23 protein-coding genes are annotated in these 25,585 nt (G+C 67.3%); 9 read left to right on the top strand and 14 right to left on the bottom strand.

Annotated elements, in window-relative coordinates; all coding sequences use genetic code 11:
* Positions 1-16: 16 nt before the first annotated feature.
* From AC5P56_RS12770 to AC5P56_RS12755, 4 genes are all read right to left on the bottom strand, one after another.
* Positions 17-1,051, bottom strand: coding sequence for a DUF418 domain-containing protein (locus tag AC5P56_RS12770; RefSeq protein ID WP_495231708.1), 1,035 nt, complete (start codon positions 1,049-1,051; stop codon positions 17-19).
* Positions 1,048-1,638, bottom strand: coding sequence for a TetR/AcrR family transcriptional regulator (locus AC5P56_RS12765; protein WP_049440788.1), 591 nt, complete (start codon positions 1,636-1,638; stop codon positions 1,048-1,050). The genes AC5P56_RS12770 and AC5P56_RS12765 overlap by 4 nt, the downstream gene beginning before the upstream one ends.
* Positions 1,639-1,734: 96 nt before the next feature.
* Positions 1,735-2,538 carry an APH(3')-II family aminoglycoside O-phosphotransferase gene (locus AC5P56_RS12760; protein ID WP_197561182.1) on the bottom strand — a complete coding sequence of 268 codons (804 nt, stop codon included), beginning with the start codon at positions 2,536-2,538 and terminating at the stop codon, positions 1,735-1,737.
* Positions 2,539-2,578: 40 nt separating this feature from the next.
* Complete coding sequence (locus AC5P56_RS12755; RefSeq protein ID WP_495231707.1) at positions 2,579-3,085, bottom strand: DUF2938 domain-containing protein; 507 nt, start codon at positions 3,083-3,085, stop codon at positions 2,579-2,581.
* 55 nt (positions 3,086-3,140) lie between these two features.
* Between AC5P56_RS12755 and AC5P56_RS12750 the strand changes: the two genes are divergently transcribed.
* The 4 genes from AC5P56_RS12750 to AC5P56_RS12735 all read left to right on the top strand — a co-directional run bounded on the left by AC5P56_RS12750 (position 3,141) and on the right by AC5P56_RS12735 (position 7,335).
* Positions 3,141-3,806 (top strand): metalloregulator ArsR/SmtB family transcription factor, encoded by a 666-nt coding sequence (locus AC5P56_RS12750; RefSeq protein WP_241886730.1) that lies wholly within the window; start codon positions 3,141-3,143, stop codon positions 3,804-3,806.
* A gap of 14 nt (positions 3,807-3,820) precedes the next feature.
* A complete protein-coding gene (locus tag AC5P56_RS12745; RefSeq protein ID WP_495231706.1) occupies positions 3,821-4,549 on the top strand; it encodes a GNAT family N-acetyltransferase in 729 nt (242 codons plus the stop codon).
* 28 nt (positions 4,550-4,577) lie between these two features.
* The gene (locus tag AC5P56_RS12740; protein ID WP_495231705.1) at positions 4,578-5,294 is read left to right on the top strand and encodes an SDR family NAD(P)-dependent oxidoreductase; all 717 of its coding nucleotides are present in this window, start codon (positions 4,578-4,580) and stop codon (positions 5,292-5,294) included.
* A 94-nt stretch (positions 5,295-5,388) separates the two neighbouring features.
* Positions 5,389-7,335, top strand: a complete 1,947-nt coding sequence (locus tag AC5P56_RS12735) for an EAL domain-containing protein (protein WP_495231704.1) — start codon at positions 5,389-5,391, stop codon at positions 7,333-7,335.
* Here the strand turns inward: AC5P56_RS12735 and AC5P56_RS12730 are convergent.
* Positions 7,332-7,943, bottom strand: coding sequence for a TetR/AcrR family transcriptional regulator (locus tag AC5P56_RS12730; protein WP_014646907.1), 612 nt, complete (start codon positions 7,941-7,943; stop codon positions 7,332-7,334). The genes AC5P56_RS12735 and AC5P56_RS12730 overlap by 4 nt on opposite strands.
* 104 nt (positions 7,944-8,047) lie before the next feature.
* On the opposite strand from AC5P56_RS12730, the gene AC5P56_RS12725 reads away from it, so the two are divergent.
* Positions 8,048-9,124: an MBL fold metallo-hydrolase gene (locus AC5P56_RS12725; RefSeq protein WP_495231703.1), complete on the top strand. Its 1,077-nt coding sequence runs from the start codon at positions 8,048-8,050 to the stop codon at positions 9,122-9,124.
* Between the two features lie 166 nt (positions 9,125-9,290).
* On the top strand, positions 9,291-12,410 hold the full coding sequence (locus tag AC5P56_RS12720; protein WP_495231702.1) for a galactose-binding domain-containing protein: 3,120 nt from the start codon (positions 9,291-9,293) through the stop codon (positions 12,408-12,410).
* An 81-nt stretch (positions 12,411-12,491) separates the two neighbouring features.
* Here AC5P56_RS12720 and AC5P56_RS12715 read toward each other — a convergent pair whose 3' ends face one another.
* The 9 genes from AC5P56_RS12715 to AC5P56_RS12675 all read right to left on the bottom strand — a co-directional run bounded on the left by AC5P56_RS12715 (position 12,492) and on the right by AC5P56_RS12675 (position 23,141).
* Entirely contained in the window at positions 12,492-13,469 is a 978-nt protein-coding gene (locus AC5P56_RS12715; protein WP_111206783.1) for an ABC transporter substrate-binding protein, read from the bottom strand.
* 16 nt (positions 13,470-13,485) lie between these two features.
* A complete protein-coding gene (locus AC5P56_RS12710; protein WP_288496650.1) occupies positions 13,486-15,231 on the bottom strand; it encodes an amino acid ABC transporter permease/ATP-binding protein in 1,746 nt (581 codons plus the stop codon).
* On the bottom strand, positions 15,228-15,779 hold the full coding sequence (locus tag AC5P56_RS12705; RefSeq protein WP_046430282.1) for a GNAT family N-acetyltransferase: 552 nt from the start codon (positions 15,777-15,779) through the stop codon (positions 15,228-15,230). The genes AC5P56_RS12710 and AC5P56_RS12705 overlap by 4 nt, the downstream gene beginning before the upstream one ends.
* Positions 15,776-16,996, bottom strand: a complete 1,221-nt coding sequence (locus tag AC5P56_RS12700) for a M20 aminoacylase family protein (RefSeq protein ID WP_495231701.1) — start codon at positions 16,994-16,996, stop codon at positions 15,776-15,778. Before AC5P56_RS12700 ends, AC5P56_RS12705 begins: the two co-directional genes overlap by 4 nt.
* Before the next feature lie 4 nt (positions 16,997-17,000).
* Positions 17,001-18,344, bottom strand: coding sequence for an LLM class flavin-dependent oxidoreductase (locus AC5P56_RS12695; protein ID WP_241886727.1), 1,344 nt, complete (start codon positions 18,342-18,344; stop codon positions 17,001-17,003).
* 18 nt (positions 18,345-18,362) lie between these two features.
* Entirely contained in the window at positions 18,363-19,340 is a 978-nt protein-coding gene (locus AC5P56_RS12690; RefSeq protein ID WP_495231700.1) for an MsnO8 family LLM class oxidoreductase, read from the bottom strand.
* Between the two features lie 14 nt (positions 19,341-19,354).
* On the bottom strand, positions 19,355-19,717 hold the full coding sequence (locus AC5P56_RS12685; RefSeq protein ID WP_032960011.1) for a DUF3088 family protein: 363 nt from the start codon (positions 19,715-19,717) through the stop codon (positions 19,355-19,357).
* A gap of 157 nt (positions 19,718-19,874) precedes the next feature.
* Positions 19,875-20,456, bottom strand: coding sequence for an FMN reductase (gene msuE, locus AC5P56_RS12680; protein WP_032960012.1), 582 nt, complete (start codon positions 20,454-20,456; stop codon positions 19,875-19,877).
* A 117-nt stretch (positions 20,457-20,573) separates the two neighbouring features.
* Complete coding sequence (locus AC5P56_RS12675; RefSeq protein ID WP_495231699.1) at positions 20,574-23,141, bottom strand: TonB-dependent receptor plug domain-containing protein; 2,568 nt, start codon at positions 23,139-23,141, stop codon at positions 20,574-20,576.
* Positions 23,142-23,471: 330 nt separating this feature from the next.
* Here AC5P56_RS12675 and ftrA point away from each other — a divergent pair, with 330 nt between their 5' ends.
* The 3 genes from ftrA (at position 23,472) to AC5P56_RS12660 (ending at position 25,577) form a co-directional block, all read left to right on the top strand.
* The gene (gene ftrA, locus AC5P56_RS12670; RefSeq protein WP_142234625.1) at positions 23,472-24,473 is read left to right on the top strand and encodes a transcriptional regulator FtrA; all 1,002 of its coding nucleotides are present in this window, start codon (positions 23,472-23,474) and stop codon (positions 24,471-24,473) included.
* Positions 24,474-24,567: 94 nt separating this feature from the next.
* Positions 24,568-25,002 (top strand): BLUF domain-containing protein, encoded by a 435-nt coding sequence (locus AC5P56_RS12665; protein ID WP_197601515.1) that lies wholly within the window; start codon positions 24,568-24,570, stop codon positions 25,000-25,002.
* Between the two features lie 107 nt (positions 25,003-25,109).
* Positions 25,110-25,577 carry a chemotaxis protein CheW gene (locus AC5P56_RS12660; protein WP_053494833.1) on the top strand — a complete coding sequence of 156 codons (468 nt, stop codon included), beginning with the start codon at positions 25,110-25,112 and terminating at the stop codon, positions 25,575-25,577.
* Positions 25,578-25,585: the final 8 nt, after the last annotated feature.

Genomic DNA, 25,585 nt, shown 5'->3' with positions numbered 1-25,585 from the left:
CTGCGCGACCAAAGTGCTAGCCGGCGACGCGTCGCATCACCGCTTCCAATGGGCCCCGCGCGAACCGCCAGGACCACAGCCACGCTGCGCTCGTGGCCAGCATCAGGAACAACAATGCCCACAGCAGCACCGACGCGAGCGACGCGCTGCCATCAAGCAGGCCCAGGCCTTCCAGCGTGCCCATGCCCAGCAGGATATGGCCGACGTACAGGGTCAGGGTCATGCGCCCGGCCGCGGTGAGCGGTTCCAGCCAGTCACCCGGTCGTACACGCGTCAGCCACAGGCAGGCTGCAATGACACTGCAGGCCGCGCCCGCGCCTGTGAGTACGTAGGCCGGTCCCGGTGGCATCGGCTGCGTTCCCAGCCACGCCTGCCAGGGCGTTCCCTGCGCAAGCTGCTGCACGCCATGTCCAGCCACGATCAGCATCAGGCCCAGCACCAGCAGCGCGCGCTGGACCCGCGGTTGCGACAGTTGCAGCCGCGCCAGCAGCATGCCCAGCAGGAAGAAGCACAGCCACGGCAGCAGCGGATGGAACCCGTTGAACAGCAGGTTGCGGGCCGCGCCCGGCCATTGCCACAGACCGGCGTATTCCAGCGTCTGCCAGTTCCATCCCTGGCTGTAGTCCCAGTGCAGCAACGCCCAGAACGAACAGGCCGCGATCCCCACGATGCTGGCCAGCAACACCCGCGGCGAGGCCCGCATCCACAGCACGGCCAGCGCGAAATACACCGCGTAGTAATGCAGGATATCGGCCGGGAACAGCGTCAGGTTGAGCAGGCCCAGCACCAGCAGGAACAGTGCGCGCCGCCAGGTCTGCACACTGGCCGGCCACCAACCCTGCCGATGCGTGCCCAGTACCAGGCCCAACCCGGCCAGCGTAACGAACGTCGCCGAAGCCTTGCCTTCCAGAAAGTGGAAGACGCCTGCCAACCATCCGGCGCCCTCTGCCGGCACGGCCATCGCCAGGCGGAAGTTGACCAGCACCATGCCGGCCAAGGCCAGGTAACGCGCCAGATCAACGCCGTGCAGTCGCCGGTCGACGGCGCTCATGCGCGTGCGCCCAGCAGCAGCGCAAGCAGGCCGAGATCCAGCGATGCCTCATCGGTGCCCCCGGCTTCGCCCAGCCCTCGGCGCAGGGCATCGCTTTCGATGGCATCCAGCAGCACCTGTGCCTGCAGTGCCGGGGCCAGCACGGGGCGCCGACGTTCGCGCCGTGCCACCTGCTGCAGGGCTTCGGCCAGCGTCGCCTGCAATTGCCTGCGATTGGCCGCAAATGCCTCGGCCACGGCCGGATTGCGTGCGCTCTCGGCCAGCACTTCGACGGCGAGCGTTGCCCACTCCGGTTGCCGGCACAGTGCGTGGAAGTCCTGAAGGAAAACCAGCACCCGTGCGCGCTCGCCATCGGACGCGGCCAGTCGCTGCAGCAACGGTGCCAGTTCCTCGCCTTCGGCCACGGCCACCGCAAGGATGATCGCCTCCTTGCCCGGGAAGTGGTTGTAGAGATTGCCGAGGCTGACGCCGGCCGCCTGCGCGATGTCACGCATGCTGGTCTGGTGGAAGCCCTTCACGAGGAAACACTGCAGGGCGGCCTGCAGGATCTGCGCGATGCGTTGCCCGTTGCGGTCGGTTCGGTTCATGCCACAAATAGTGAACGAACGTTCGTCCACTTTTAAGGGCGCCCGGATCCGCCGGCAGGGCACCGTTCAGCCCTGCCTACGCTGCCCTCCGAGGTTTCAGAAGAACTCGTCGAGAAGACGGTAGAACGCCAGCCGCCGTTCGTCGGGCACAACGCCATAGCGCCGGAACAGCGGCGCGACCCAGCGCGTGTCGCCGAAGTTGTGGACCAGGCTGCGCGCGGCGAGCGCCAGATCCTGGTAGCGATCGGCCACACCCAGCCGGCCACAGTCGATGAAGCCGCTGAAACGGCCTTCGGCTGCCAAAAGGTTCGGCAGGCAGGCGTCGCCGTGGCTGACCACCAGATCCTCGTGATCGGGCCGGGTAGCGCGCAGTTCGGCGAACACCTGCTGTGCGCTCTGCCCCAGGCGCTCGTCATCGAAGTCATCGGCGTCGACCAGGCCCGCCTCGACCCGTGCCTGCGCGGCCTGCAGGCGCGAGGCCAGCCGCTGGTCGAACGGACAGGCCGCCACAGGTATGGCATGCAGGCCCCGCAGCGCATCGGCCAGCAGTTCCACCAGGCGCTGGGGCGGAAGCTCAGGCGACGAGGCCAGGTCGCGGCCGGGCAGCGCGCTCATCAGCAACCAGCGCCGGCCCGCTTCTTCGGCAGTGGCAATCACTGCAGGCGCCGGCTGCCCCTGGCCTTGCAGCCAACGCAGGCGGGCAATTTCATCGCCCAGCTCACTGAAGGCGTCGATCACTTCCGATTTCAGGAAGGCATCAGCCTGTCCCGGGCGATGCACACGGGCGACGTCTGCGCGCGATACGCCGATCGACTGTCGCTCGATGCGCGCATCGGCCAATGTTTCCCGCCACGCCCACGGCAGCGGCATGCCATCAGTGAAGGGATCGGGTGCTTCCATGGCGGGATGCTCCTGCTGCCGGTGACCCACGGATTCTCGCTCATCCTGCACGGACCCCGGCCCACAGCAGCGCGGAAAGGTACATGCCTGCGCCGAACACGCTGTGTGCCACCAGGCTGCGCAGCCGCGCCTTGCCAGGCACCGGGGTCTTCGAAGCGGCAATGCCGGCGCCCATGCCCGGCTGCAGGATGAAGAACGGCGCGGCAACGCTGAGAATGCCGAAGGCCAGCGCCGGCCACAGGGTCGGTGCCTGCACCCAACCGTTCCCGACCACGGCCAGCAACACCGCGGCGAAGACCACACCGATCACGTAATGCGCGGTCCACCCCAGCGCGCGCTCGCCGGCCACCGGCAGCGAACGACCAATGCCCTCATGGCGGAAGCGCCCACGCCGCAGGTGGCCGAGCCAGCGGCCGACCATCGCAAAATCCAGCGACGGAATGCCGAGCAGCCTGCACTGCAGCAACGCCCACAGATCCATCAGCGCGGTCGCGCCCACGCCGATCACTACCGCGTCGATCACCAATGTCGTCGCCCAGCCACTCATTCCGCCAACCTTCAATTATTTGCTTGAATGATAGATCGATGCTAGCGTGCCCGGCATGAACGCTGCAACCGAGCTGCCGCCGTCCCCGCTGGAAGCGCTGGCCGAGATCGCCCGCAGCCTGGGCCACCCGCACCGCCTGGCCCTGCTGGAGCACATCGCCCAAGGCGAGCGTGCGGTCGAGCGCCTGGCCGAACTGAGCGGCCTGTCGGTGGCCAATACCTCCCAGCACCTGCAGCAGCTGCGTCGTGCCGGCCTGGTGCAGACCCGCCGTGACGGCAAGCGCATCCTCTACCGCAGCGCTGACGGCCCACTGGCCAACCTGCTGGCCGCGCTGCGCGACTATGCCGACCACCAGCGCAGCGAAATGCAGGGCGTCCTCACCGACAGCCTGCAGCGCCGCGATGCACTGGAAGGGCTGACCGTCGAGCAGCTGCTGGAGCAACGCGACAGCGTGGTACTGCTGGACGTGCGGCCGCGCGAGGAATTCGATCTGGGCCACCTGCCCGGCGCGCTGAACATTCCCGCAACTGAACTGCACGCGCGGATGGACGAACTGCCGCGCGCCGTCCACATTGTCGCGTACTGCCGCGGGCCCTACTGCGTGCTGTCCAACGATGCAGTGATGATGCTGCGCGAAGCCGGCCTCAGCGCGCAGCGACTGGCCGCCGGCTATCCCGAATGGAAGGCCGCAGGCCTGCAGGTTGAACTGCCCCGACACTGAGCGAACCGTTTGTCATGGATGATGCGATTTCCCCGTTGATCGATGCTGCCTGGCAGCGCGTGTTCGCCGGCCAGCGCACGTTGCAGCAGGGGCCGCAGCTGCACCTGGCGTGCAGCGATGATGTCGATGAGGGTGAGGACGGCATGCTGTTACAGCCGGTCGCGGGCCCCGCCCGAGCGCTGTTGCGTCCTGCCCTGGCCGCTCGCCTGCAACTGCGTGCGCAACCGCACTGGACACTGGCGCAGCTGCAACAGCGCTTGCAGCAGCTCGGCCAGCATACGCACGGCGCGGATCGTGTCTTCTACTTCCCCACCGCAACACTCGCCGCCCTCGCCGAACACCCTGCCCCACCACATATCCGCCGCCTCGGCGCGACCGACGCGGCAGCGTTCAACGCGTTCCAGGCCACCGCCAGCGAGGACGATCTCGATGCCGCATGGGTCGAGCTGGATCACTGGCAGGTGTTCGGTGCCTTCGACGGCGAGCGCCTGGTCGCTGCGGGAAGCATGTACCCCTGGAGCCTGGATCCAGCCTTCGCCGATATGGGCGTACTGACCCTGCCCGAGGCCCGCGGTCGCGGTCACGCGCGACAGCTGGTACACGCCATGGCCGTGTCCGCGCGGGCGTCCGGGCTGCAGCCGCAATACCGTTGCCAGCTCGACAACACCTCCTCGATCATCACCGCCGGACGCAGCGGCCTGCGCGCGTTCGCCGATTGGGACACCATTCTGGCGGCCGACTGAGGCCGCCGCAGCACAACAAGGAAGCCACATGAAATTGATGGTCATCGGCGCCAGCAGGGGCCTCGGTCGAGCGTTCGTCGAAGGCCTGTGCAGTGCGGGCGACACCGTCATCGGCGTTTCGCGCAGCCGCCCGCACGACCTCGAATGCCCCGAGGGCGTCACCCTGCAGTGGATCGAAGCGGATCTGTCCCAGCCCACACTTGCTGCCAATCACATCGCAGCGCAGGCGCCGGCCGATCTGGATGTGCTCATCCACAACCTGGGCATCTGGGAAGAGACGGCCTTCAGCGACGAGTACGCCTTCCTCGACGAAAGCGATGCCGCGCTTGCCCAGCTGGTCGACGTCAACATCACCGCCACCCTGGTGCTGCTGCGGCGCCTGCTGCCGAGGGTACTGGGCGCAGCACGTCCACAGCTGGTGCTGACCGGCTCGACCTCGGCGCTGCCGCGCAGCGGCCGCCCGGAAGTGGCGTTCGGCGCATCCAAGTTCGCGCTCAACGGCATCGCCGATGCGCTGCGCGAAGGCTTCCGGGATCGGCGCCTGGCGGTAACCAGCCTGCAGCTGGGCTACCTCAACACCGACGATGCACTGTCAGTGCCGGTAGCGGGCGCCGCAGCGCGCGGCGACGGCGCACTGGTTCCGGTCCATGATGTCGTGGCGATGGTACGCACCCTGCTGCAGCTGTCACCGTCCTCCTTCGTGCGCGAACTGGTGCTGCCCGCCATCGCCGACCCGCGCTACTGACCGCAGGGACCTTGGCCTGGCCCTTGGTGGCCGCACAGGCGCCTGTGGTTTACCCTGCTCGTCACTGGCCGTCGGTCACAGGCGGGAACCTGCTATGGATGCGCTTTCACGGGTCTCGGCCCAGGTCCTGGACAGCGCCCTGCCCAGCCTGCCGCTGTACCTGCTGCAGGCCACGGCGGTGATCGGCATGATCGGCGTGCTGCTGATCGCCACCCGTCGCGCCGGGCACGCCATTGAAGGACGGCGCCTGTATGTCGGCGTAGCGCTGGGCCTGATCTACCTGTTCAATTCCTGGTTCGTGGCCCGTTACACCCAGGGTGTGGTCAAGCTGCACCTCGGCTTCGACATCCTGCTGGTCAGTGGCCTGCTCGGTGGCTGGCGCGGCGGCTTGGCCTGCCTGGCCGCCGCCCTGCTCGCCCGCTACCAGTTCGTCGGCACCCAGTTCTTCCTGCCTGCCAGCCTCGAGGCCGTGTTGCAGATGGTGGCCGGCGTCTGGCTGCGCAGGCGCCTGCACCCGCGCATGCTCAACGAACTCTCGCCACGCATGATCCTGCAGGCGTGGTCCGTGCGTATCGGGATGACCGCTCTGGGCCTGGCGCTGGGTGTGGCGATCATTGGGGCCGATCAACTACCGGTGGCCGAACTGGCAATCCAGCGCGTGCTGGCACTGCCGGTCTCGCTGCTGGTACTCGGCGCAGTGTTCGCGCTGGTCTACAACGATGCCCAGATCGATGCGCAGCGCCAGCGCGAACAGGCGTGGCTGCGCATCGATCCGATCAGCGGCCTGCCCAACATGCGTGCGCTCGGTGAACGCCTGCAGCGGTACTGGCGCGACAACGACGGCATCGGCAAGGCCTGCCTGATCGTGGCCGAGATGGGCAACCTGCGCGATCTGCGCCTGCGCTACGGGCCATTGCAGGACAACGGCCTGTGGCAGCGCGATACACCGGCCGACGTCCACCGGTTGCTGCCATCGCTGGCGGTGGACGACGTGGAGGTCTACCAGTTCGGTGATGCCGCGCTGGCGATCCTGGTGCGCGGCATGACCTTGTCCGAACTGCGCATACAACCGCAGATCACCGAGCTGGCCAGCAACCTGGCCGATCGGGTCGGCCGCGATTGGCCTGGCTTCCGGCCACTGTTCCGTTGTGCGGTGGTTGAATTGAAGCCCCCCGTTGATGCCGACGAAGGACATCTTCCGTTCCGCGCGATCACCGTGGCACTGAGCGCGATCGAATCCGGCGTCGTGTTCTTCGACGACCCGATCCAGCGCGACGGCGAGATCGACGCCCTGATCGAAGTCGCCCTCGAACGCTGGCTGCAGCAGGGCGACGCACCGCTGTGCTACCAGCCCAAGCATCGCCTGCAGGACCGCCAGCTGGTCGGCGCCGAAGCGCTGCTGCGCATGCGCGATGGCGAAGGCCGGCCGATTGCACCGATGCGGGTGATCTCGCTGCTGCGCCGGCAGGGCCGGCTGGCAGACCTGGAATGGGCCACGCTGCAGTCGGCGGTGCACTTCCTGCAGCACTGCCGGCAGGACGGCGCGGCGCTGACCATCGCAGTCAATGTGTCAGCCGAATCCCTGCGCCTGCCCGACTTCGGCCTGCGCCTGCAGGAACTGCTGCAGCTGCGCGACATCCCCGGCGCGATGCTGCGCCTGGAAATCGTCGAGTGGACCGAAATCGTCGAGCGCGATGTGGTCGATGCCAACATCGCACAGCTGATGGCCTCCGGAGTCACCCTGTCGCTGGATGATTTCGGCGCGGGCTATTCGACCCTGATCCTGCTTTCGCAGCTGGCCATCGCCGAGGTCAAGATCGAGCAGGCGTTGATCGCCACGCTGTCCGACGCCAAGTCGCAGTCGATCGTTCGCTTCATCGTCGAAGTCGCGCACCGCTGCGGCGCGATCGTGGTGGCCGAGGGGACCGAAACCCTGGCGCAGGAACAGCACCTGCGCGCGCTGGGCGTGGATGTCGGCCAGGGCTATCTGTACTCGGCCGCACTGCCGGCCGACGAGTTCCGTCGCTTCGCCGCCAGCTAGACCGCGTAGAAACCCAGGAACATGGCCACCGCCGATTCGGCGACGCGTGCGCGTTCCTGCGCGGTCAATGGTGGCTGCCCCATCGTGACCTGCGGCCAGAACGCGAAGCTCTTCACCAGCCCATGCAGCTGGTGGCCGGCGAATTCCGGATCAACCTCTCGCAACCGGCCATCGGCGATCGCTGCGCGGATCCACGCACTCTCGCCACTTTCCTTCTCGCCCATGCGGCAGACGATGGCCTGCGCCCGCTCCGGTGAGTGGATGACCTCGGCCATCGCCACCCGTGCCAGGTCGATGAAGTTGGCATCGCTGAGCAGTTCCAGCTTCTGGCCCAGCAACTGCAGCAGCTGCGCCTGCAACGGCTGGTCCGCGCGATACGGCAGTGCGTCGCTGGCCACGCTGCGTTCCCACAGCTCCTCCAGGATCATCGAAAACAGCGCTTCCTTGCTCGGGAAGTGGTTGTAGACGGTGCGCTTGGAGACCCCGGCCACCTCGGCGATGCGGTCCATGCTGGTCGCCTCGTAGCCCGATGCACGGAACTCCTCCACCGCCGCGCGCACGATGGCCTCGCGTTTGCGGTCGGTCAGGCGTTGTGGGGCACGGGGCATGGCGGAAACCGGATAGCTGAACGGACGCCACCATTTTACACCCAGTAGTGTACTTTTGAAAAATGTGAAACTACACTGTGCAGTGTACCCAGCGGACGTCACCCATGAAGCGCCTGCTCCTTGTCCTCCTGCTTGGAATCCTCGCCGTGACCGCCTACACCTTCTGCAAGTCCTGGTCCCTCCCCGACTTCCCCGATTCGCCGCAGTACCGCGACGGCAAGTTCCGCAATGCCCTGCCCCGTCCGGCGATGGGCCTGCGCGACGGTGCGGAGATCTGGTGGACGTTCCTGTTCAACAAGCCCAAGGGGACCGTGCCCGCCCACCCGATTCCGGTGCAGCCGCTGGACCGCGCCTCCCTGGATGCTGCGCCGGATCGCAGCCTGTTCCGGCTTGGGCACTCCACGATCCTGCTGAAGCTGCTTGGCCAGTACTGGCTGACCGACCCGGTGTTCTCCGAGCGCGCCTCACCGGTGCAGTGGATGGGGCCGGCGCGCTTCCACGCACCGCCGATCAGCATCGACGAACTGCCGCCCATCGCCGGCGTGATCCTCTCGCACAACCACTATGACCATCTCGACCGTGCCGCGGTAATGCAGCTGGCCGGCAAGACCGCGCGCTTCATCGCACCGCTCGGCGTCGGCGACCAGCTGATTGCATGGGGTGTGGACGCCAGCAAGGTGGAACAGCTGGACTGGTGGCAGTCGACTGAAGCCAGTGGCCTGCGCTTGACCGCGACCCCGGGCCAGCACTTCTCCGGCCGCGGGCTGGGTGACAGCGACCGCAGCCTGTGGGCGTCATGGGTGATCCAGGACGGCGACTTCCGCATCTTCTTCAGCGGCGACACCGGCTACTTCGATGGCTTCAAGGCCATCGGCGAGAAGTACGGACCGTTCGACCTGACCATGATCGAGACCGGCGCCTACGATCCGCGCTGGGCGTTCGTGCACATGCAACCGGAACAGACCCTGCAGGCGCACCTGGACCTGCGCGGAAAGTGGCTGCTGCCGATCCACAACGGCACCTTCGATCTGGCCCTGCACGCATGGCAGCAGCCGTTCGAGCGCATCACTGCATTGGCCGCCGCAAAGAATGTGCCGGTGGCCACGCCGATGATGGGCGAAGCACTGGACATGCAGGCGCCGCAGGCGGGTACGCGATGGTGGGAGACGGTGGAGCTTTAGCGGGGGATGCCGTTTGACCTGCCGGAAGCCATGTAGAGCCGAGCCATGCTCGGCTGCGTCAACCACGGAAGCGGCCTGCGGCGCTGCAGTGCGTCATGTAACCGATTACATCCCTTGCTAGCGTAGCGCTCGCCCGATTCCGGTCGAACCTGCGAGGCAGTCCGTAATGACGTTGCGCGCCGAACGCTCCAAGGTCTCCCGCTCAGCTATCCCATGGCGATCTGCCGCCGCCCTGCTGTTGGCCGCCCTGGCCTCCAGCGCACAGGCACAGACCCTCCCCCCGCGCAGCCAATGGCAGGCCAGCAGTTCCTCGCAGCAGGTACCGGCGATGGCGATCGGCCACCTGATCGACGGCGACCCGAAGACCGTGACCGGCGGCGCCTTCAGCCCCGGCCACTGGTTCCAGATCGATCTGGGCGCGCCCACCCTGCTGGCCGGTGCGCGCCTTACCTGGGATGTCTCCAATCCGGAAGGCTATTCACTGCAGGCCTCGCTGGACGGCACGCAGTGGCAGACCGCGTACACGATGGCCGATTCGCTGGGCGACGTGGAAACGCTGTACTTCGCGCCGCGGCAGGCACGCTACCTGCGGCTGGCCAGCCCGCAGCGCACCTCCGATTGGGGCGTGTCGATCTTCGAGATGGAGCCACTGGACAGCACGCTCAGCGCACGCATCAGCGGTATCGATGCAACGCAGGCAGCGGCGCTCTGGCAAGGCGGCGGCACCGTCGCGATGCCGGCCGGGGCAAATGGATCCCATACGTTCGAGATCACGCTGCCGCGGGCCCAATCAACGGCTGGCCTGGTCGTCGACTGGGCCGATGGCGCGCGCGGCGCCGCGCGACTGCAGGTGCAGGATGCACAGGGCCGTTGGCAGGACCTCGCACACGATGCACAAGCGGCCAATCATCGACAAAGCTGGCTGGCCGCCACTGCAGCACAACCGTTACGTACATTCCGCCTGAGCGTGGACGGCGCTGCACCGCAGATCGCGCGCCTGCGCCTGCTCGGCCCGAAAGCCGTGATGACGCCGATGAAGCGCTACCAGATCACTGCCAGCGGCGCGCAGCGCGCGTTGTTCCCGGCGTCGTTGCAGATGCAGCAGACCTATTGGACCGCAGTGGGCGTGCATGCAGGCCGGCAGAAGTCGATCTTCGACGAATACGGCAATCTGGAAGCCTTCAAGGGCGCGCCACTGGTGCAGCCGATCTGGCGAAGTGCTGACGGCCGCGCCGCTGGCGCGGCAGGACAGCCGATACAGCACGCGCTGCGGGATGGCTGGAAGCCGATGCCCTCCGCTACGTGGTCACCGCAGCCCGGGCTGGAGTTGCGCAGCGAGGTATTCGCCATCGAGCGCAACGGCCAGCCGGTAACGTTCCTGCGTCATCGCCTGCACAACACCGGAAAAACCCGGATCGACGGCACGCTCAGCCTGGTCGTGCGCCCGATGCAGATGAACCCGCCATGGCAGAACGGCGGGCTGTCGCCGATCCGCGATGTGGCCATCGACAGGCAATCCGTGCGCATCAATGGCCGCACGCTGCTGCAGTCGCTCACGCCAGTGGCTGCGTCCGGCGCGGCGCCGTTCGGCAGGGATGGCGCCACGGAAATCACCGCGGACATCGCTGCCGGCCAACTGCCTTCCGCGCAACAGGCGCATGATGACCAGGGTCTTGCCTCGGCTGCGTTGGACTACCGCGTCTCGTTGGCGCCGGGAACCAGCGATGCCATCGTGGTCGCGTTCCCGTTGGGCACCGCCGCCGCGGATGCCAATGGCGTGCTGCCCGAAGCGCCTGCGCTGGATCTGGCCACGCTTCCCCGCGATGCCAATGCGGCGTTCGATTCACTGGCCACGCAGGCGTCCGCGGACTGGCAGGCACGGCTGGGCCAGGTCGGCCTGCGCCTGCCCGACCCATCACTGGTGGACATGCTGCGCGCGCAGGCCGCCTACATGCTGATCAACCAGACCGGCCCGGCGATGCAGCCCGGCCCGCGCAACTACAACCGCTCCTTCATCCGCGACGGCATGGCCACCTCGGCCGTGCTGCTGCGCATGGGCGAGGCCAAGGTCGCGCGCGACTACCTGGCCTGGTACAGCGAACACGGCGTACATGCCAACGGCCTGGTCTCGCCGATCCTCAATGACGATGGCAGCGTCAACACCGGCTTCGGTTCGGACATCGAGTACGACAGCCAGGGCCAGTACGTGGCGCTCGTCGCCGACGTTGCACGGCTGGACGGCGGACCCGAGTCGGTGCGTGACTACCTACCGAAGGTGAAGGCCGCGCTGCACTTCCTGCAGGAACTGCGCGAGCGCACGCTGGTGCCCGGATACAAGGCTGACCAGCCTGCCCCGGAACGCTTTGCGGGCATCCTTGCACCATCGATCAGCCATGAGGGCTATCCATCACCCACCCACAGCTATTGGGATGACTACTGGGGCCTGAAGGGGTGGCACGACGGCGCGTGGCTGGCCGAGGCGCTGGGCGACCACGAAACCGCCCGTTGGGCGCGCGAGCAGTACAAAGCGCTGTACGACGCATTGCGTGCCTCGATCCGCGCAACGATGGCGTGGAAGGGCATCGACTTCATTCCGTCATCGGCCGATCTTGGCGATGGTGACCCCACCGGCGTGTCGATCGCCCTGGACCCGACCGGCGCGCAGAGCGTGTTGCCGGCAGATGCGTTGCGGACCACCTTCGCCCGCTACCTGGAAGACGTGCGCAAGCGCAGCCAGCCCGGTGCGCTGTATGCCTACACGCCGTACGAGATCCGCAACGTGCTGAGCTATGTGCACCTGGGCCAGCCAGACGTGGCTGACGAGCTGCTGCAGGGCCTGCTTCATGACCGGCGCCCGCTTGAATGGCAGGTGCTGGCCGAAGTAGTGCATTCACGGCTGCGCTTCCCGCGCTACCTCGGCGACATGCCGCATACCTGGATCGGCGCCGAATACGGCCGCACCCTGTTCGGCATGCTGATGCGCGAAGACGATGATGCGCTCTCGCTGCTGCCGGGCACACCGCCCTCGTGGGTGGCGGGGAATGGATTGGCGGTGGAACGCCTGCCGACGGCGTATGGCACGTTGCAGATGCAGGCGCGGCAGCGCGACGGAGTGCTGAGGGTGGGGCTTGGCAAAGGGCTGCGCGGCGGAACGGCGGTGAAGGTCTGGTGGCCGGCGCGCACGATGCCGAAGACGGTGCGTGTGGACGGACGCAGCGTTTCCGACTTCGACGCCGAGGGCGTGCGCTTGGCGAAACCGTTCAGAACGCTGGAGGCGCGTTGGTAAAGCAGCCGAGCATGGCTCGGCTCTACAAAAGCGGAGGTCGCGCCGGGCCACGCCCGGTGTCATTGCAACGCACGCCCGGTGTCATTGCAACGTCGGCAATCCCGGCGGGTTGGTCTGCGACTGCGGCACGGCTTCCTCGGCCACATTCCACCGTTTCAGCGCCTGTGCGTAGGTGCCACTGGCGATCTGGGTGTTCAGCGCCTGCGTCACTGCATCAGCCAGGCCGCTGCCCTTGCGCGTGGTCACCGAGATCGCCGCAGCGTTCGGCCAGCCACCGGGGAACAGGCCGACGCGCCGCACCTTACCGTCGCGTGCGGAATAGGCGCCGGTGGCGTTGGGCTCGAACGACACATCGGCACGGCCGGTGATCACCGCCAGCCGCCCGACCACGGCGTCATCGAAGTACTGGTACTCCACCGGTTTCAATCCCGCCGCGATGTTCTGCTGGTCCCACTGCCGCAGGATCTGGTCCTGGTTGGTGCTGGCACCCACCACCACCTTCAGCCCGGCCACATCGGCCGGCTTCTCGATCTTCTGGATCGGCCCGTCTGCGCGCGTGTAGATGCCCAGCAGGTCGAAACGGTAGCTGGAGAAATCGAACTTCTTCTTGCGCTCTTCGGTAACCGTCACGTTCGACAGCACCGCATCGTACTTGCCTGATTCCAGACCCAGCGGCCAGTCGGCCCAGGCCACCGGCACGATCACCAGCTTCAGGCCCAGCGCATCGGCGATCAGGCGCGCGATGTCGGGCTCGATGCCCACAACGTCCTTGCTGTCGGCCCCGTAGTCGGCCAGCGGCAGCTGCCCTGGATGGGTGGCCACGGTGAACGACCCGGGCGTGACGAAGCGATACCCCGAGGGGATCAATGCCTGCGCCTCTGGATCGAACGTGCCTTTCAACACCGCCGTGTTCGCACCGGCCAGGCTGGTCGCGGCCACGGCGCCGGCATCCGGTGCCTGCCGCACGCGCGAATAGACGATGCCGGTGATGCCGATGACCAGCACGCCCACGATCAACAGGGTGCTGCGCGAGGGACGACGCGGTGCTGCAGGGCTCATGGTGTTCCTCTCTCGGTTACAGGGTCTTGGCCAGGAAATCGGCGGTGCGCTGCTGGCGCGGGCGTTCGAACAGCACCTCGGGCGTGCCCTGCTCGATCACCCGGCCCTGGTCCATCATCACCACGTGGTCGGCCACGCGGCGGGCGAAGCTCAGCTCATGGGTGACGATCACCAGCGTGGTGCCGGAGCGGGCCAGCTCCTCGATCACGCTCAGCACCTCGGCCACCAGTTCCGGGTCCAGCGCCGACGTCGGTTCGTCGAACAGCAGCACCTTCGGCTGCAGGGCCAGCGCGCGGGCAATCGCGATGCGCTGCTGCTGGCCACCGGACAGCTGGCGCGGGAAGGCATCGGCCTTGTCGGCCAGGCCGACCCGTTCCAGCAGCGTGCGCGCCTGCTGCTCGGCCTGCGCGCGCGGCACGCCACGCACCGCGATCGGTGCCTCGATGATGTTCTCCAGCGCGGTCAGGTGCGGGAACAGGTTGAAGCCCTGGAACACCATGCCCACTTCTGCACGGCGGCGTCGGATCTCGCGCTCGGGCAGCTCGTACAGGGTGTCGCCCTCGCGGCGGTAGCCGATCAGCTGGCCGCCGACAGTCACGTAACCGCCGTCGGCGCGTTCCAGGTGGTTGATCAGCCGCAGCAGCGTGGACTTGCCGGCGCCCGAAGGGCCGATCAGCACGGTCACGCTGCCGGCGCGCAGGTCCAGGTTCACGTCTTCCAGCACCGGCTGGTCGCCAAACACCTTGCCTACGCCATGCAGCGACACCGCCGCGCCCTCGCCCGCTTCAACCTGGGTGGCGATACGCGGGCGGCTTGCTACGCGCGGTGCGGCTTCGCCCTGCACACGCGGGGGCGATGACACCCGCGACACCGAGCGCTCGCGCTGCAGCTGGCCGCGCGCGAAGCGTTGCTCCACGCGCCGCTGCAACAGCGACAGCACGGTAAGGATCACCAGGTACCAGACCGTGGCCACCATCAGCAGCGGCACCACTTCCAGATTGCGGCGGTAGATCACCTGCACGGTGTAGAACAGCTCCGGCAGCGCCAGCACGTAGACCACCGAGGTGCTCTTGGCCAGGCCGATCACATCGTTGAACGCGGCCGGCAGGATCGAACGCATCGCCTGCGGCAGGATGATGCGGCGCACCTGGCGGCCACGCGGCAGGCCAAGTGCCGCTGCCGCCTCGTACTGGCCATGGTCGACCGAGAGGATGCCACCACGGATCACTTCGGCCGAGAACGCGGCCTGATTCAAGGTGAGGCCCAGCACTGCGGCGGTGAACACGCCGATCAGCTGCGTGGTCGGGTACGAGAACAGGCTGATGCCGGTGAACGGCACGCCCAGCTCGATGGTGCTGTACAGGTAGCCCAAGTTGTTCAGCAGCAGCAACAGCACCAGCAGCGGGATCGAACGGAACAGCCATACATAGCCCCACGACACCGCCGACAGCAGCGGCGAGCCGGACACGCGGGCCAACGCCAGCAAGGTGCCCAGCGCGAAACCGAGGCCAGTACCGAGTGCGGTCAGCAGCAGCGTGCGACCCAGGCCTTCCAGCACCGGGCGCGCGAAGAACCACTCGGCGAACGTGCCCCAGCCCCAGCGCGGATTGCCCAGCACGGATTGCAGCCCGATCAGGATCAGCGCCAGTGCCAGCACCGTGCCGAAGACCTGCAGCGGATGCCGGGCCGGCACGATCTTCAGCGCCGGTGCTGGCGCGGGGGGTGCGGCAATGCCATCCAGCGCAGTCGAAGGCGTGCTCATGCGTGGGCTCCGTGCAGCATGGCCTGTGATGGCACAACGACCGGCGCCGATACGCTCAGGTGCTTCTCGAACGGCAGATGCGCGATGGTTTCCGGATCGGCCTGCAAGTCGAACAGCGCGGTATAGCCGTGGCTGAGGTACAGGCCGACGGCTTCAGGCTGGCGGAAGCCGGTGGTCAGGAACACCCGCCGGTACCCTTGCCGCGCCGCCTGGTCTTCCAGTTCCTGAAGCACGCGACGCGCGATGCCCTGCCTGCGCAGCCCGGGCAGCGTCCAGATGCGTTTGAATTCGGCGGTGTCCGGATCGCGGTGCGGCATGAAGGCGCCGCCGGAGATCGCCACACCATCGCGCAGCAGCAGCACGAACGCCCCTACCGGCGCCGCGAAGGCCTGCGCCGGATAGCGTTGCAGCTCCTCGCGGGCGCTGCCGCCGATGCGTCGGCGCACGTCGGCGTAACGGCTGTCGTACTCCTGCTCCAGGCCATCGAACAGCGGCCGCGCCAATGGATCATCCACCGACGTATAGAGGAAGCGTTCGTTGCTGCTCATGCCACGTCCTTCACCAGATAGTCTTCGGCCAGTCGCGCCCACAGGCTGGCGGCCGGTGCGATGGCCGCGTCGTTGAACACATAGCGCGGGCTGTGCAACGGCGCGCTGTCGCCGTTGCCGACGAACACGAAACTCCCGGGCCGCGCCTGCAACAGGAAAGCGAAGTCCTCGCTGGCGGTGCGCGGCGCGAACTCCGGCACCACCTGTTCGTGGCCGAAGCCCTGTATGGCCACGTTGCGGATGTAGGCGGTCTGCTGCGGGTGGTTGATCACGCTGGGGAAGCCACGCGGGAACTCGATTTCGGCGCGTGCCCCGAAAGCGGCGGCGGTCTGCTCGGCAATTCCGGTCACCCGGCGGCGCAGCGTGTCGCGCACCTCGGGCAGGTAGGCGCGCACGGTCAGCTTCAGCTCGACCACGTCCGGAATCACATTGGCGGCCTGCCCACCATGGATCGAACCGACGGTGACCACGCCCATCTGCCGCGGGTCGACATTGCGCGACACCACACTCTGCAATGCAGTGATGATGTGCGCGGCGACCAGGATCGGGTCCACGCTGCCCTGCGGCTCGGCACCGTGGCCGCCCTTGCCGATCACCTTCAGCCGCGCCCAGTCGACCGACGCCATCGCCGGGCCGTCGACGAAGCCAAAGTGGCCCACCGGCACGCCCGGCCAGTTGTGCAGCCCATAGATCGCATCCACCGGGAAGCGCTCGAACAGGCCGTCGGCAATCATCTTCGATGCACCCGAGCCGGTTTCCTCGGCTGGCTGGAACACCAGCTGCAAGGTGCCGTCGATAGTGCCGTGATGGGCCAGGTAATGCGCGGCGGACAACAGGATGGCGGTGTGACCATCATGGCCGCAGGCATGCATCAGGCCGTCGGTCTGGCTGGCGTAGGCCAGCCCCGAGTCTTCGTGGATCGGCAAGGCATCGATGTCCGCACGCAGCCCCAGCCGACGGCCCCCCTGCCCACGCTGCAATGTGCCGACCACGCCGGTGCCGCCGAGACCGGTGGTCACCTCATAGCCCCACTGCTGCAGCAACTCGGCCACACGGGCACTGGTGCGGTGCTCCTCGAAGGCCAGCTCCGGGTGGCGGTGCAGGTCATGGCGGATCGCGATGGTGGCCTCGGCGCGTGCCGCGATCTCGGGTAATACGCCCGTCCTTTGGGAATCCCGCCGGGTATGGCCCGGTGCTGCCGCAGTGTCTCCGCGCATTGCCCTACCCCGCCTTCCGCGCCGGCTCTGCATCGGTCGAATGGCGGCTGGCCTTGTACGGCAGGCCCAGATGCTCGCGCAGGGTCTGCCCTTCCAGCTCGCGCTGGTGGTAGCCGCGCGCCTGCAGGATCGGCAGCACCTGGGTCACGAAATCGTCCAGGCCTTCGCGCTGTGCCGCAAAACCGAGGATGAAGCCGTCGCTGGCACCGGCATCGAACCAGCGGATCAACTCATCGGCCACGTGCTCCGGCGTGCCGATGAAGTTCGGTCGTGGACTCACGGCTTCCAGTGCCACCTGGCGCAGGCTCAGCCCCTTCTCCCGCGCATCCTGCTTGATGCGATCGGTGGTGGAACGGAACGAGTTGCTGCCGATCTCACCCAGCTCCGGGAACGGCGCATCCGGATCGTACTGGCTGAAATCATGGTGATCGAAGAAGCGACCGAGGTAGGCCAGTGCATCCTCCAGCGTGGCCAGTGCGGCGATCGCCTGGTACTTGGCTTCAGCCTCCTCTGCGGTACGACCAACGATGGGGCCGATGCCCGGGAAGATCTTCACGTCGTTGCCGCTACGGCCATGCGCGATCGCCGAGTTCTTCACCTTCTGGGTGAACGCGCGGGTTTCTTCCAGCGACGGCGAATGGGTGAACACCGCATCGGCGTACTTGCCGGCCAGCGCGATGCCATCGTCGGACGAACCGGCCTGGAAGATCACCGGCTGGCCCTGTGGCGAACGCTGGATGTTGAGCGGGCCTTCCACCTGGAAGAAGCGGCCCTTGTGGTCGAGGCGGCGGAACTTTTCCGGCGCGAAGAACGTACCGCTGTCGCGCTCGCGCACGAAGGCATCGTCATCCCAGGAATCCCACAGCCCCTGCACCACCTCCAGGTACTCGTCGGCGATCTGGTAGCGCAGTGCATGCTCGGGATGTGGGCGGCCATAATTGCGACCCGAGCCCTCCAACGGCGACGTCACCACGTTCCAGCCGGCGCGGCCGCCGCTGAGCAGATCCAGCGAGGCGAATTGACGGGCGACGGTGAATGGGTCGCTGTAGGACGTCGACAGCGTGCCGGCCAGGCCGATCTTCTTCGTGGCCGTGGCCAGCGCCGACAGCAGCGAGATCGGCTCGAAACGGTTGAGGAAATGCGGGATCGACTTCTCGTTGATGTACAGGCCGTCGGCCACGAAGCCGAAGGCGATGCCATTGTCTTCGGCGGTGCGCGCGATGTCGATGTAGAACTGCAGGTTGACGCTGGCATCGGCCGGGTTGGATGGATGCTTCCAGGCATGCATGTGGCTGCCGGGGCCCTGCAGCATGATGCCGAACGGAATGTGGCGCGGGGTCGTGCTCATGGGAATCGCTCCTGCAGGTCAGGCCACCGCCGCGCGCGGCGAGGGCGACAGCAGTTCAAGGGATGTCAGGCGTGCATCGAGGTCGGCCACCGGCGCATCGAGGATGAACTCGCCCACGCCGAAGCGCCGGTGCAGCGCATCCAGTTCGCCGCGCACGTGCTGCGCATCGCCGGACAGCACGCTGGGGCGCGTTTCCTCGATGCGGAAGTCGGCCACGCCCACCTGGCGCGCGTACTCGACAGCTGCCTCGGCGCTGGGCAGGTTCACCGCCTGCCCGGGACCGAGGTGCAGCTTGTAGACGCGCAGCGCACCGATATGACGCGAAGCGGCTTCCGCAGTCGGTGCGGCGAAGGCGACCGTGGCCAGCAGCGGTGGCTGCGAGGCGACGCTGCGATAGGCGTCGAACGCGGCCTCGATGTGCTTCGGGTCACCATCGAAGTGCGCGGCGTAGACGAAGCGCCAGCCCAGTTCGGCCGCCTGCTTTGCGCTCTGTGGACTTGCGCCGAGCAGGAAACGCTCCGGCGCCTGCTGCGGAACCGGCCGCGCCAGCGCCTCGCTTTCGGCGCCGGCCAGATAACCCTCCAGGTCGCGCAGTTGCTGGTCGAAGTCGGCGAACGGCGGACGCCCGGCTGCCAGCGCGGCAGTCGAGGCCGGCAGGCCGCCGGGGGCCTTGCCCACGCCCAGATCGACGCGCCCCGGCGCCAGTGCCGCCAGCAGGTTGAAGTTCTCCGCCACCTTGTACGGCGCGTAGTGGCGCAGCATCACCCCGCCACTGCCGATGCGGATGCGCCGGGTCTGCGCCAGCACCCAGGCCGCCAGCACTTCCGGTGCAGGGCTGGCCAACGTCGGTGCGGCATGGTGCTCGGCAAACCAGTAGCGGTGATAGCCCAGCTGTTCGGCGCGCTGCGCCAGCTGCAGGCTGTTGCGCAGCGCCTGCTCCGGCGAAGCGCCCTCGGCTACCGGGCTCTTGTCCAGCACGCTGATCTGATAGCTCACGGTCGCGTCCTCGCTCAGGGGTGGGCCACGGGAATGCCGAGCAATCCGTTCAGTGCGGCCAGGATCGGTTCGGCGCCGGAGATGTACTGCCGGTCCTGGTGCGCGCCACTGGCCAGGTCGCTGCGTACGCCCTGCGGCAGCACCAGCTTGGGCAACGACTGGTCCTGCTCGCCGATCTCGGCGATCACCTCGCGGCGCGGCCGCGCGAAGCCGATGCGACGTACGTCCAGCTGCGCATCAAGGCCGTCGATGCTCGACAGTGCACCTTCCAGCAACAGGCTGTGCCGGCAGAAGAAGCGCTGGCCGGGAATCTGGCCGTCCTCGAACTCGCGATCGAGCAGGAACAGGATGGGTTTGCTTGCTGCGTCGAGCGTCACTGGGGGGGTCCTCATCTGGGCCGGCAATGCGATGCCGCTTCGATATCGATGCTAGAGATGCCGGCGGCTGCGGCAGCGACGCCTGGCGACAATCGCCGGTCAGATCCGGCCATGCAGATGCGGCGTGGCCATAAGCAAAGCGCCGCCGGTTATGGCGTCAGGCGATGCGTCGCAGCGGCGCCGCTACCGCCAGCGCCTGCGTCGCCAGGTGGCCGGCCGCACGCTCGGCTGCCAGCGCGATGCGTGCCTGCAAGGCAGCACTGTTGATGTGCTCGCCGTCGAAGTCGGCAGGCGTGGCATACACCCCGATCGGCAGCGTGTGCGCCTGCAGGAAACTGAACAACGGCCGCAACTGGTGGTCGATCACCAGCGCATGGCGCTCGCTGCCACCGGTCGCCGCCAGCAGCACCGGCGTATCCACCAGCGCCTCCAGCCCGACGAAGTCGACCAGGTGCTTGAACAACCCGGGATACGAGCCGCGATAGACCGGCGCGGCCACCACCAGCAGCTCTGCGGCCTCGATGCTCTGCAGCGCCTGCTCCACCTCCGGCCCCGCCTCATCGCGCGACAACGACTGGCCCAGCGAGCGCGCGATCGGCGCCAGCTCCACCAGCTCCACGCTGGCATGCACGCGTTGCTGCAGCGACGCCAGCAGATGCCGCACCAGCAGCAACGTGCGCGATGTCGCCGAACTGGTCGGTGACCCCACCAATGCAACCACCTTCAATGCAGAAGACATGAACTGCTCCTCGATAATGCCGAACTACCTCCGGCCGCACTTCGTCTTTTGTAGAGCCGAGCCATGCTCGGCTGCTTCCCGCCTTTGTAGAGCCGAGCCATGCTCGGCTGCCCCAGATCAGAACCGGTAACTGATCCGCCCATACCAATACGCCCCGACGTTGCCCAACACGTCGCCGTTGTCCCAGGTCGTCTCGATGCTGGCCACATCGGTAGCACTGCGCGCGTACTCCGGCACCTTGCGCGTGCGCTTGTCGAACACATTGTTGATCCCCAGCGCCGCGCTCCAGCCCGCCCCCAGCTCCACGCCGCCGGACAGGTTGGTCACCAGCACCGGCGGCTGTTTGTACTCCACGCCGTTGTTCAGGCGCTTGATCGGGCCGTAGTAGGTGAAATCGACGTTCGAGCGCCAGCGCCCGTTCTGCCAGCCCAGCCCGGCTACCTGGGTGTAGCTGGGCGTGCGGAAGCGCAGCGCGTATTCGCTGCTCTTGGTCAGCAGGTTGATGTTCGGCAGCCCCTGCAGCGCCGCCGGAATGTCGCTCACCTTCTGGATGGTGGTACGGCCGACGTTGGCCGCGTAGCTCCAGCGCAGCTTGCCCCACGCAGTGTCCTGGTTGGCTTCCAGGGTCAGCTCGACACCGCGCGTGCGGGTATTGCCCACATTGGTGAAGTAGCTGGCGTAGAACGCATCACCCGGCAGGATGCTGATGCCGGCCGAACCCAGCAGCGCATCGATGGTGTTCTTCTGCGCCGCGCTCAACACCGTACCGCTGTTGTCGGTGATGCGCGCCGGATCCTGCGCGTTGTAGCCGATCTGGCTGGACTGGCCCAGCTGGCCACGGATGTCGATCTGGTACGCATCCACGGCCAGATGGAATGCAGGGCTCGGGTCCCAGGTCACGCCCAGGCTGTAGTTGGTGGCTTTCTCGGGCTTCAGCGGCGTAGCACCCAGCGCAACCGCCGCCGGTGAAGACACCTGCGCCACCAGCGTGGTCCCGCACGGGCAGCTGCCCGTGGCCTGGTAGAACTGTGCGCCCAGGCTGGGCGCATGGAAGCCGTTGCTGACCGTCGCGCGTACACCCAACGCGTCGGTGAAGTCGAAGCGCGTGGTCAGGCGGCCAGTGGACACGCTGCCGAAGTCGGAATGATCTTCCCAGCGCGCCGCCGCATCCAGATACCAGCGCGAGGTGATGTTGCTGGCCGCGCCCACATAGACCGCCTTGCTGTTGCGCGTCGCCTTCGCCGCATCGGCTGTGGAGTAGCCCACGAACGCCGCGGCACCGAAGCCGGTGTACGACTCCCACTGCCCGGCCCCGCGTTCGTACTGTTCGTGCTGGTACTCGGCGCCTGCGCTCACTTCCAGCGGCGACGCAAAGGCCGCCACCTCGAAGCCACGGCGCAGGTCGAGGTTGGCGATCCCCTGCTGGTAGTCCAGCTTGCCGTCATAGAAGTCAGTGGGCGAACCGGGATACGGCAGCGAGTAGTTCACCGAATTGCGGGTATAGGTGCGCACCGTGCTGCGGTTGCCGGTCAGGCTGGCGTCGTAATCCCAGCCCGCGATCTGCCCCTTCACGCCCGCAGTGCCGGTGTACTGCTTTTCCTTGGTCTCCAGCACCGGCAGGAAGCCATCGGGAAACACGCTCAGCACGCCGGGTGCCTTGTAGGTGGTGAAGATGGTCGCCGGCAGGCGGAAGTTCTGGATCGCCTGCGCGGTGCGGTCACTGGCCGTGGCGTTGGCGTAGAACTGCGCGCTCTCGCCCAGGCCATGGCCTGCATTCACTGCGAAAGCCCTCAACGCGTACGACGGCGAACTGAGGATGGTGTTGGCCTCGGCATCGCGGTTGGCCTCGGCCGGGTTCGGCGATGCACCCGTCGGCAAGCGATTGTTCGGGCGCAGTGCGACCCGGTTGCCGTTGGCATCTACTGCCGGATAGCTCAGGTAGCCATCGATGTAGCGACGGGTGCGGATCGCGTGGTGCTGCCGCGTGTTCTCGCCGGACAGGTTGACGAAGCCATCCTGGCCCCACGGCAGGCCGACATTGGCGCGCACGCTGGTACGCGAACCATCACCATCGATGCTCTGCCCGCTCTCCACCGACACATCGCCACCGTGCGCCTGCGATTTCAGGATCACGTTGACCACGCCGGTGATCGCGTCCGAGCCATAGATGGCCGACGCACCATCACGCAGCACTTCCACGTGGTCGATGGCCGAGACCGGAATCAACGCCAGGTCTGCCCAGGCGTGGCCCGGAAAGCCACCACCGTTTGCGCCACTCACGTAAGCGCTGGCATTGCGGCGCTTGCCGTTCACCAGCACCAGCGTGTAGCCCGGTGACAGGTTGCGCAGCTGGTAGCCACGGATCAGGCTCTCCTGGTCGCTCTGGTAGCCGCCGATCTGGCTCAGCGACGGCAGGCTGCGCTGCAGCGCTTCCAGCAGGTTGCCCTGCCCGGTGGCGGCGAGGTCCTCTGCAGAGATCACATCGATGGGCGTGGAACTGTTCTTCACCGTGCGCGTGCTGGTGCGTGAGCCGGTGACCACCACCGCATCCAGCGTGGACGCGGCCACCGCGGCGGTGGCAGCAGGATCTGCGTCTGCTTCAGCCGCATGGCTGGGCGAGGCGGCAAGGATGGCTGTGATCAGAACAGCGAGAGTGCTCAGGACAGGGGCGTGGGCGGCAGGCATGGGGGCTCGTGGGGGTGGGCCGGAAACACGCTTCCATTCAAGGGCCTGTTCACCTGGTGCGACAGGCGCGATCGCGTCACCCAGCCGTAACATCCGGCCACCCACATGACCGCTGGTAATGACGTTAGGCGGCGCACACGCACGGGGTCCCCCACGGAGTCGGATCCCTTTCCATAGGAAAGGGCTCTGACCCCACGCACGCCTCCCCACCACGGGGTCAGAGCCCTTCCTGCGGAAGGGATCCGACCCCGGTTCCCATATGCCCGCCCGGCATCACCTCATGCCCGCGCATCACGCAACGCCACGCACCGCCACCCGTAGCATCAGGCCATGCCCAGCCCACCCGCCGATCCCACCGCGCCGCTCGTTGCCATCGTCGCCTGCCACGGCCAGGGGCTGTTCGAATTCGGCTGCGCGGTCGGCCTGTTCGCGCCGGTGCGGCCGGAACTCGGCGTGGCCTGGTACCGCACCCAGCTGTGCGCGGGCGAACCCGGTGCGCTGCGCATGCTCGGCAATGCGCAGGTGCAGCTTCCCTACGATCTCAGCGCGGTTGATGACGCCGACATCATCGTCATCCCCGGTTGGCGCGAACCCAGCGAGCGCCCACCGCAGGCACTGCTCGATGCACTGATCCGTGCCCACGCACGTGGCGCGCGCATCGCCTCGATCTGCTCCGGTGCCTTCGTGCTGGCCTGGGCCGGGCTGCTCGATGGCCGCCAGGCCACCACCCACTGGCGCCTCACCGAAGCGCTGGCACGCGAGTTCCCACGCATCGATGTGCGCGAGGATGCGCTGTACGTGGATACCGGCAGCATCATCACTTCGGCCGGCTCGGCCACCGGCATGGACATGATGCTGCACATGGTGCGCAAGGATTACGGCGCGCGCGTGGCCAACCTGGTGGCCGAACGGCTGGTCCTGGCACCGTGGCGTGATGCCGGGCGCAGCCAGCGCGTCAGCCGCGCCATTCCCCACGGCGAGCCCACCCGCTTGGCAAAGCTGATGGAATGGATGCGCCGCAACCTGCGCGAGCCCCACTCACTGGGCAGCCTCGCCGAGCAGGCCGCGCTCAGCCAACGCACGCTGCAGCGGCAGTTCCTGGAGGCCACCGGCCTGTCACCCATCGACTGGCTGATCCGCGAACGCGTGGCTTTCGCGCGCGAGCTGCTGGAAACCACCGACCGGCCGCTGCAGTGGATTGCAGAACAGGCCGGCTTTGGTTCGCAGGAATCGTTCCGTCGGCACTTCCGCGGTCAGGTTGACGCGAGCCCTACCGAGTACCGCAGCCAGCATCGCGGCGGTCTCGGTGCCGACCGGTTGGTGGGCTGTTGATCCAGTGCGCGGAGCCAGGCGTGGCGTGAGCAAAGCCTCACGACGGTCCGGGCTTGCGTGCGTATAGTGACGTGCGTCACAAGAAGCCCCTTCCATGCTCCATGCATTTGCTTACTCCAGCCGCATGTCGGCTGGGCTGTCCAATCAAGCCCTCCACCAGATCGTCTCGCAATCTGCCACGTTCAATCGCCGGGTGGACGTTACCGGTGCGCTGATCGTCGACGGGCAGCGGTTTTTCCAGTACATCGAAGGCCCGCCCGACGCCTTGGAAGCAGTCAAGCGCCGCATCCATGACAGCCGCTCGCATTCTGCCGTCGTGCCGGTACTGGACATGGCCATCAGCGCGCGTGCCGTTCCGTACTGGGCAATGACCCATATCGAGACCGGGCAGATCGTGGTGTCCGGCCTGGTGAATGCGCGCTGGGACGAGTTCGGCCACTCCATTCCGGGCATGGACCAGCTCGTCGGCCTGCTGCGTCCGCATTTTCCACGCGTCGGCACCGTCGGCGCGCCACGCGCAGCCGCCTGATAGACACTGAACCATCGCCTTGCACGCGCACGCCGACGTGGCCGCGCGTTGCGTCCAGGCGTCATCATCCAGATCTTCTTTCCCATCGTCTTCGCCACGCCCATCGCATGCCCGTACCCGCTCACCCTGCAACGGAAACACGCGCATCGCCTGCCGACCTGTTCGAGATCGTCGTCGTGCGTGCAGGCACCGTCCTGTTCGCCATCGACATCCAGGCGGCGGTCGAAATCCGCGGTCCGGAGGCATTCGGCCCTGCAGACCGCAACGGCAGGCCGACCCTGGAGGTCCGTGGGCAACCGTTACCCGTCGTCGACCTGCGCCGCATGAGCGGCCAACCGGCATTCGAGGGTGGCAGCCCGGCCATGCTGCTGATCAACGCCGGCACCGCAACCCTGGCGCTGGCCGTGGACGAAGTGCTGGAGATCGAGACGCCGGACGCGAGCGCGAACACCCCCGAGCCTGCAGCGGGCCAATCGTTCTGCTTCTGCAGCCGGCACATTCAACTCGATCCGGCGCGCTCGGCTGCACTGATCGAACCGGCGGCACTACTGGGCGCACTTGCCGCGCCGGGGTGACCGGCGGC

Source organism: Stenotrophomonas sp. YJH_SMC_131 (assembly GCF_059367975.1).
Note: the sequence above shows the minus strand (reverse complement) of the source record. Positions and strands in the feature narration are given on the sequence as shown.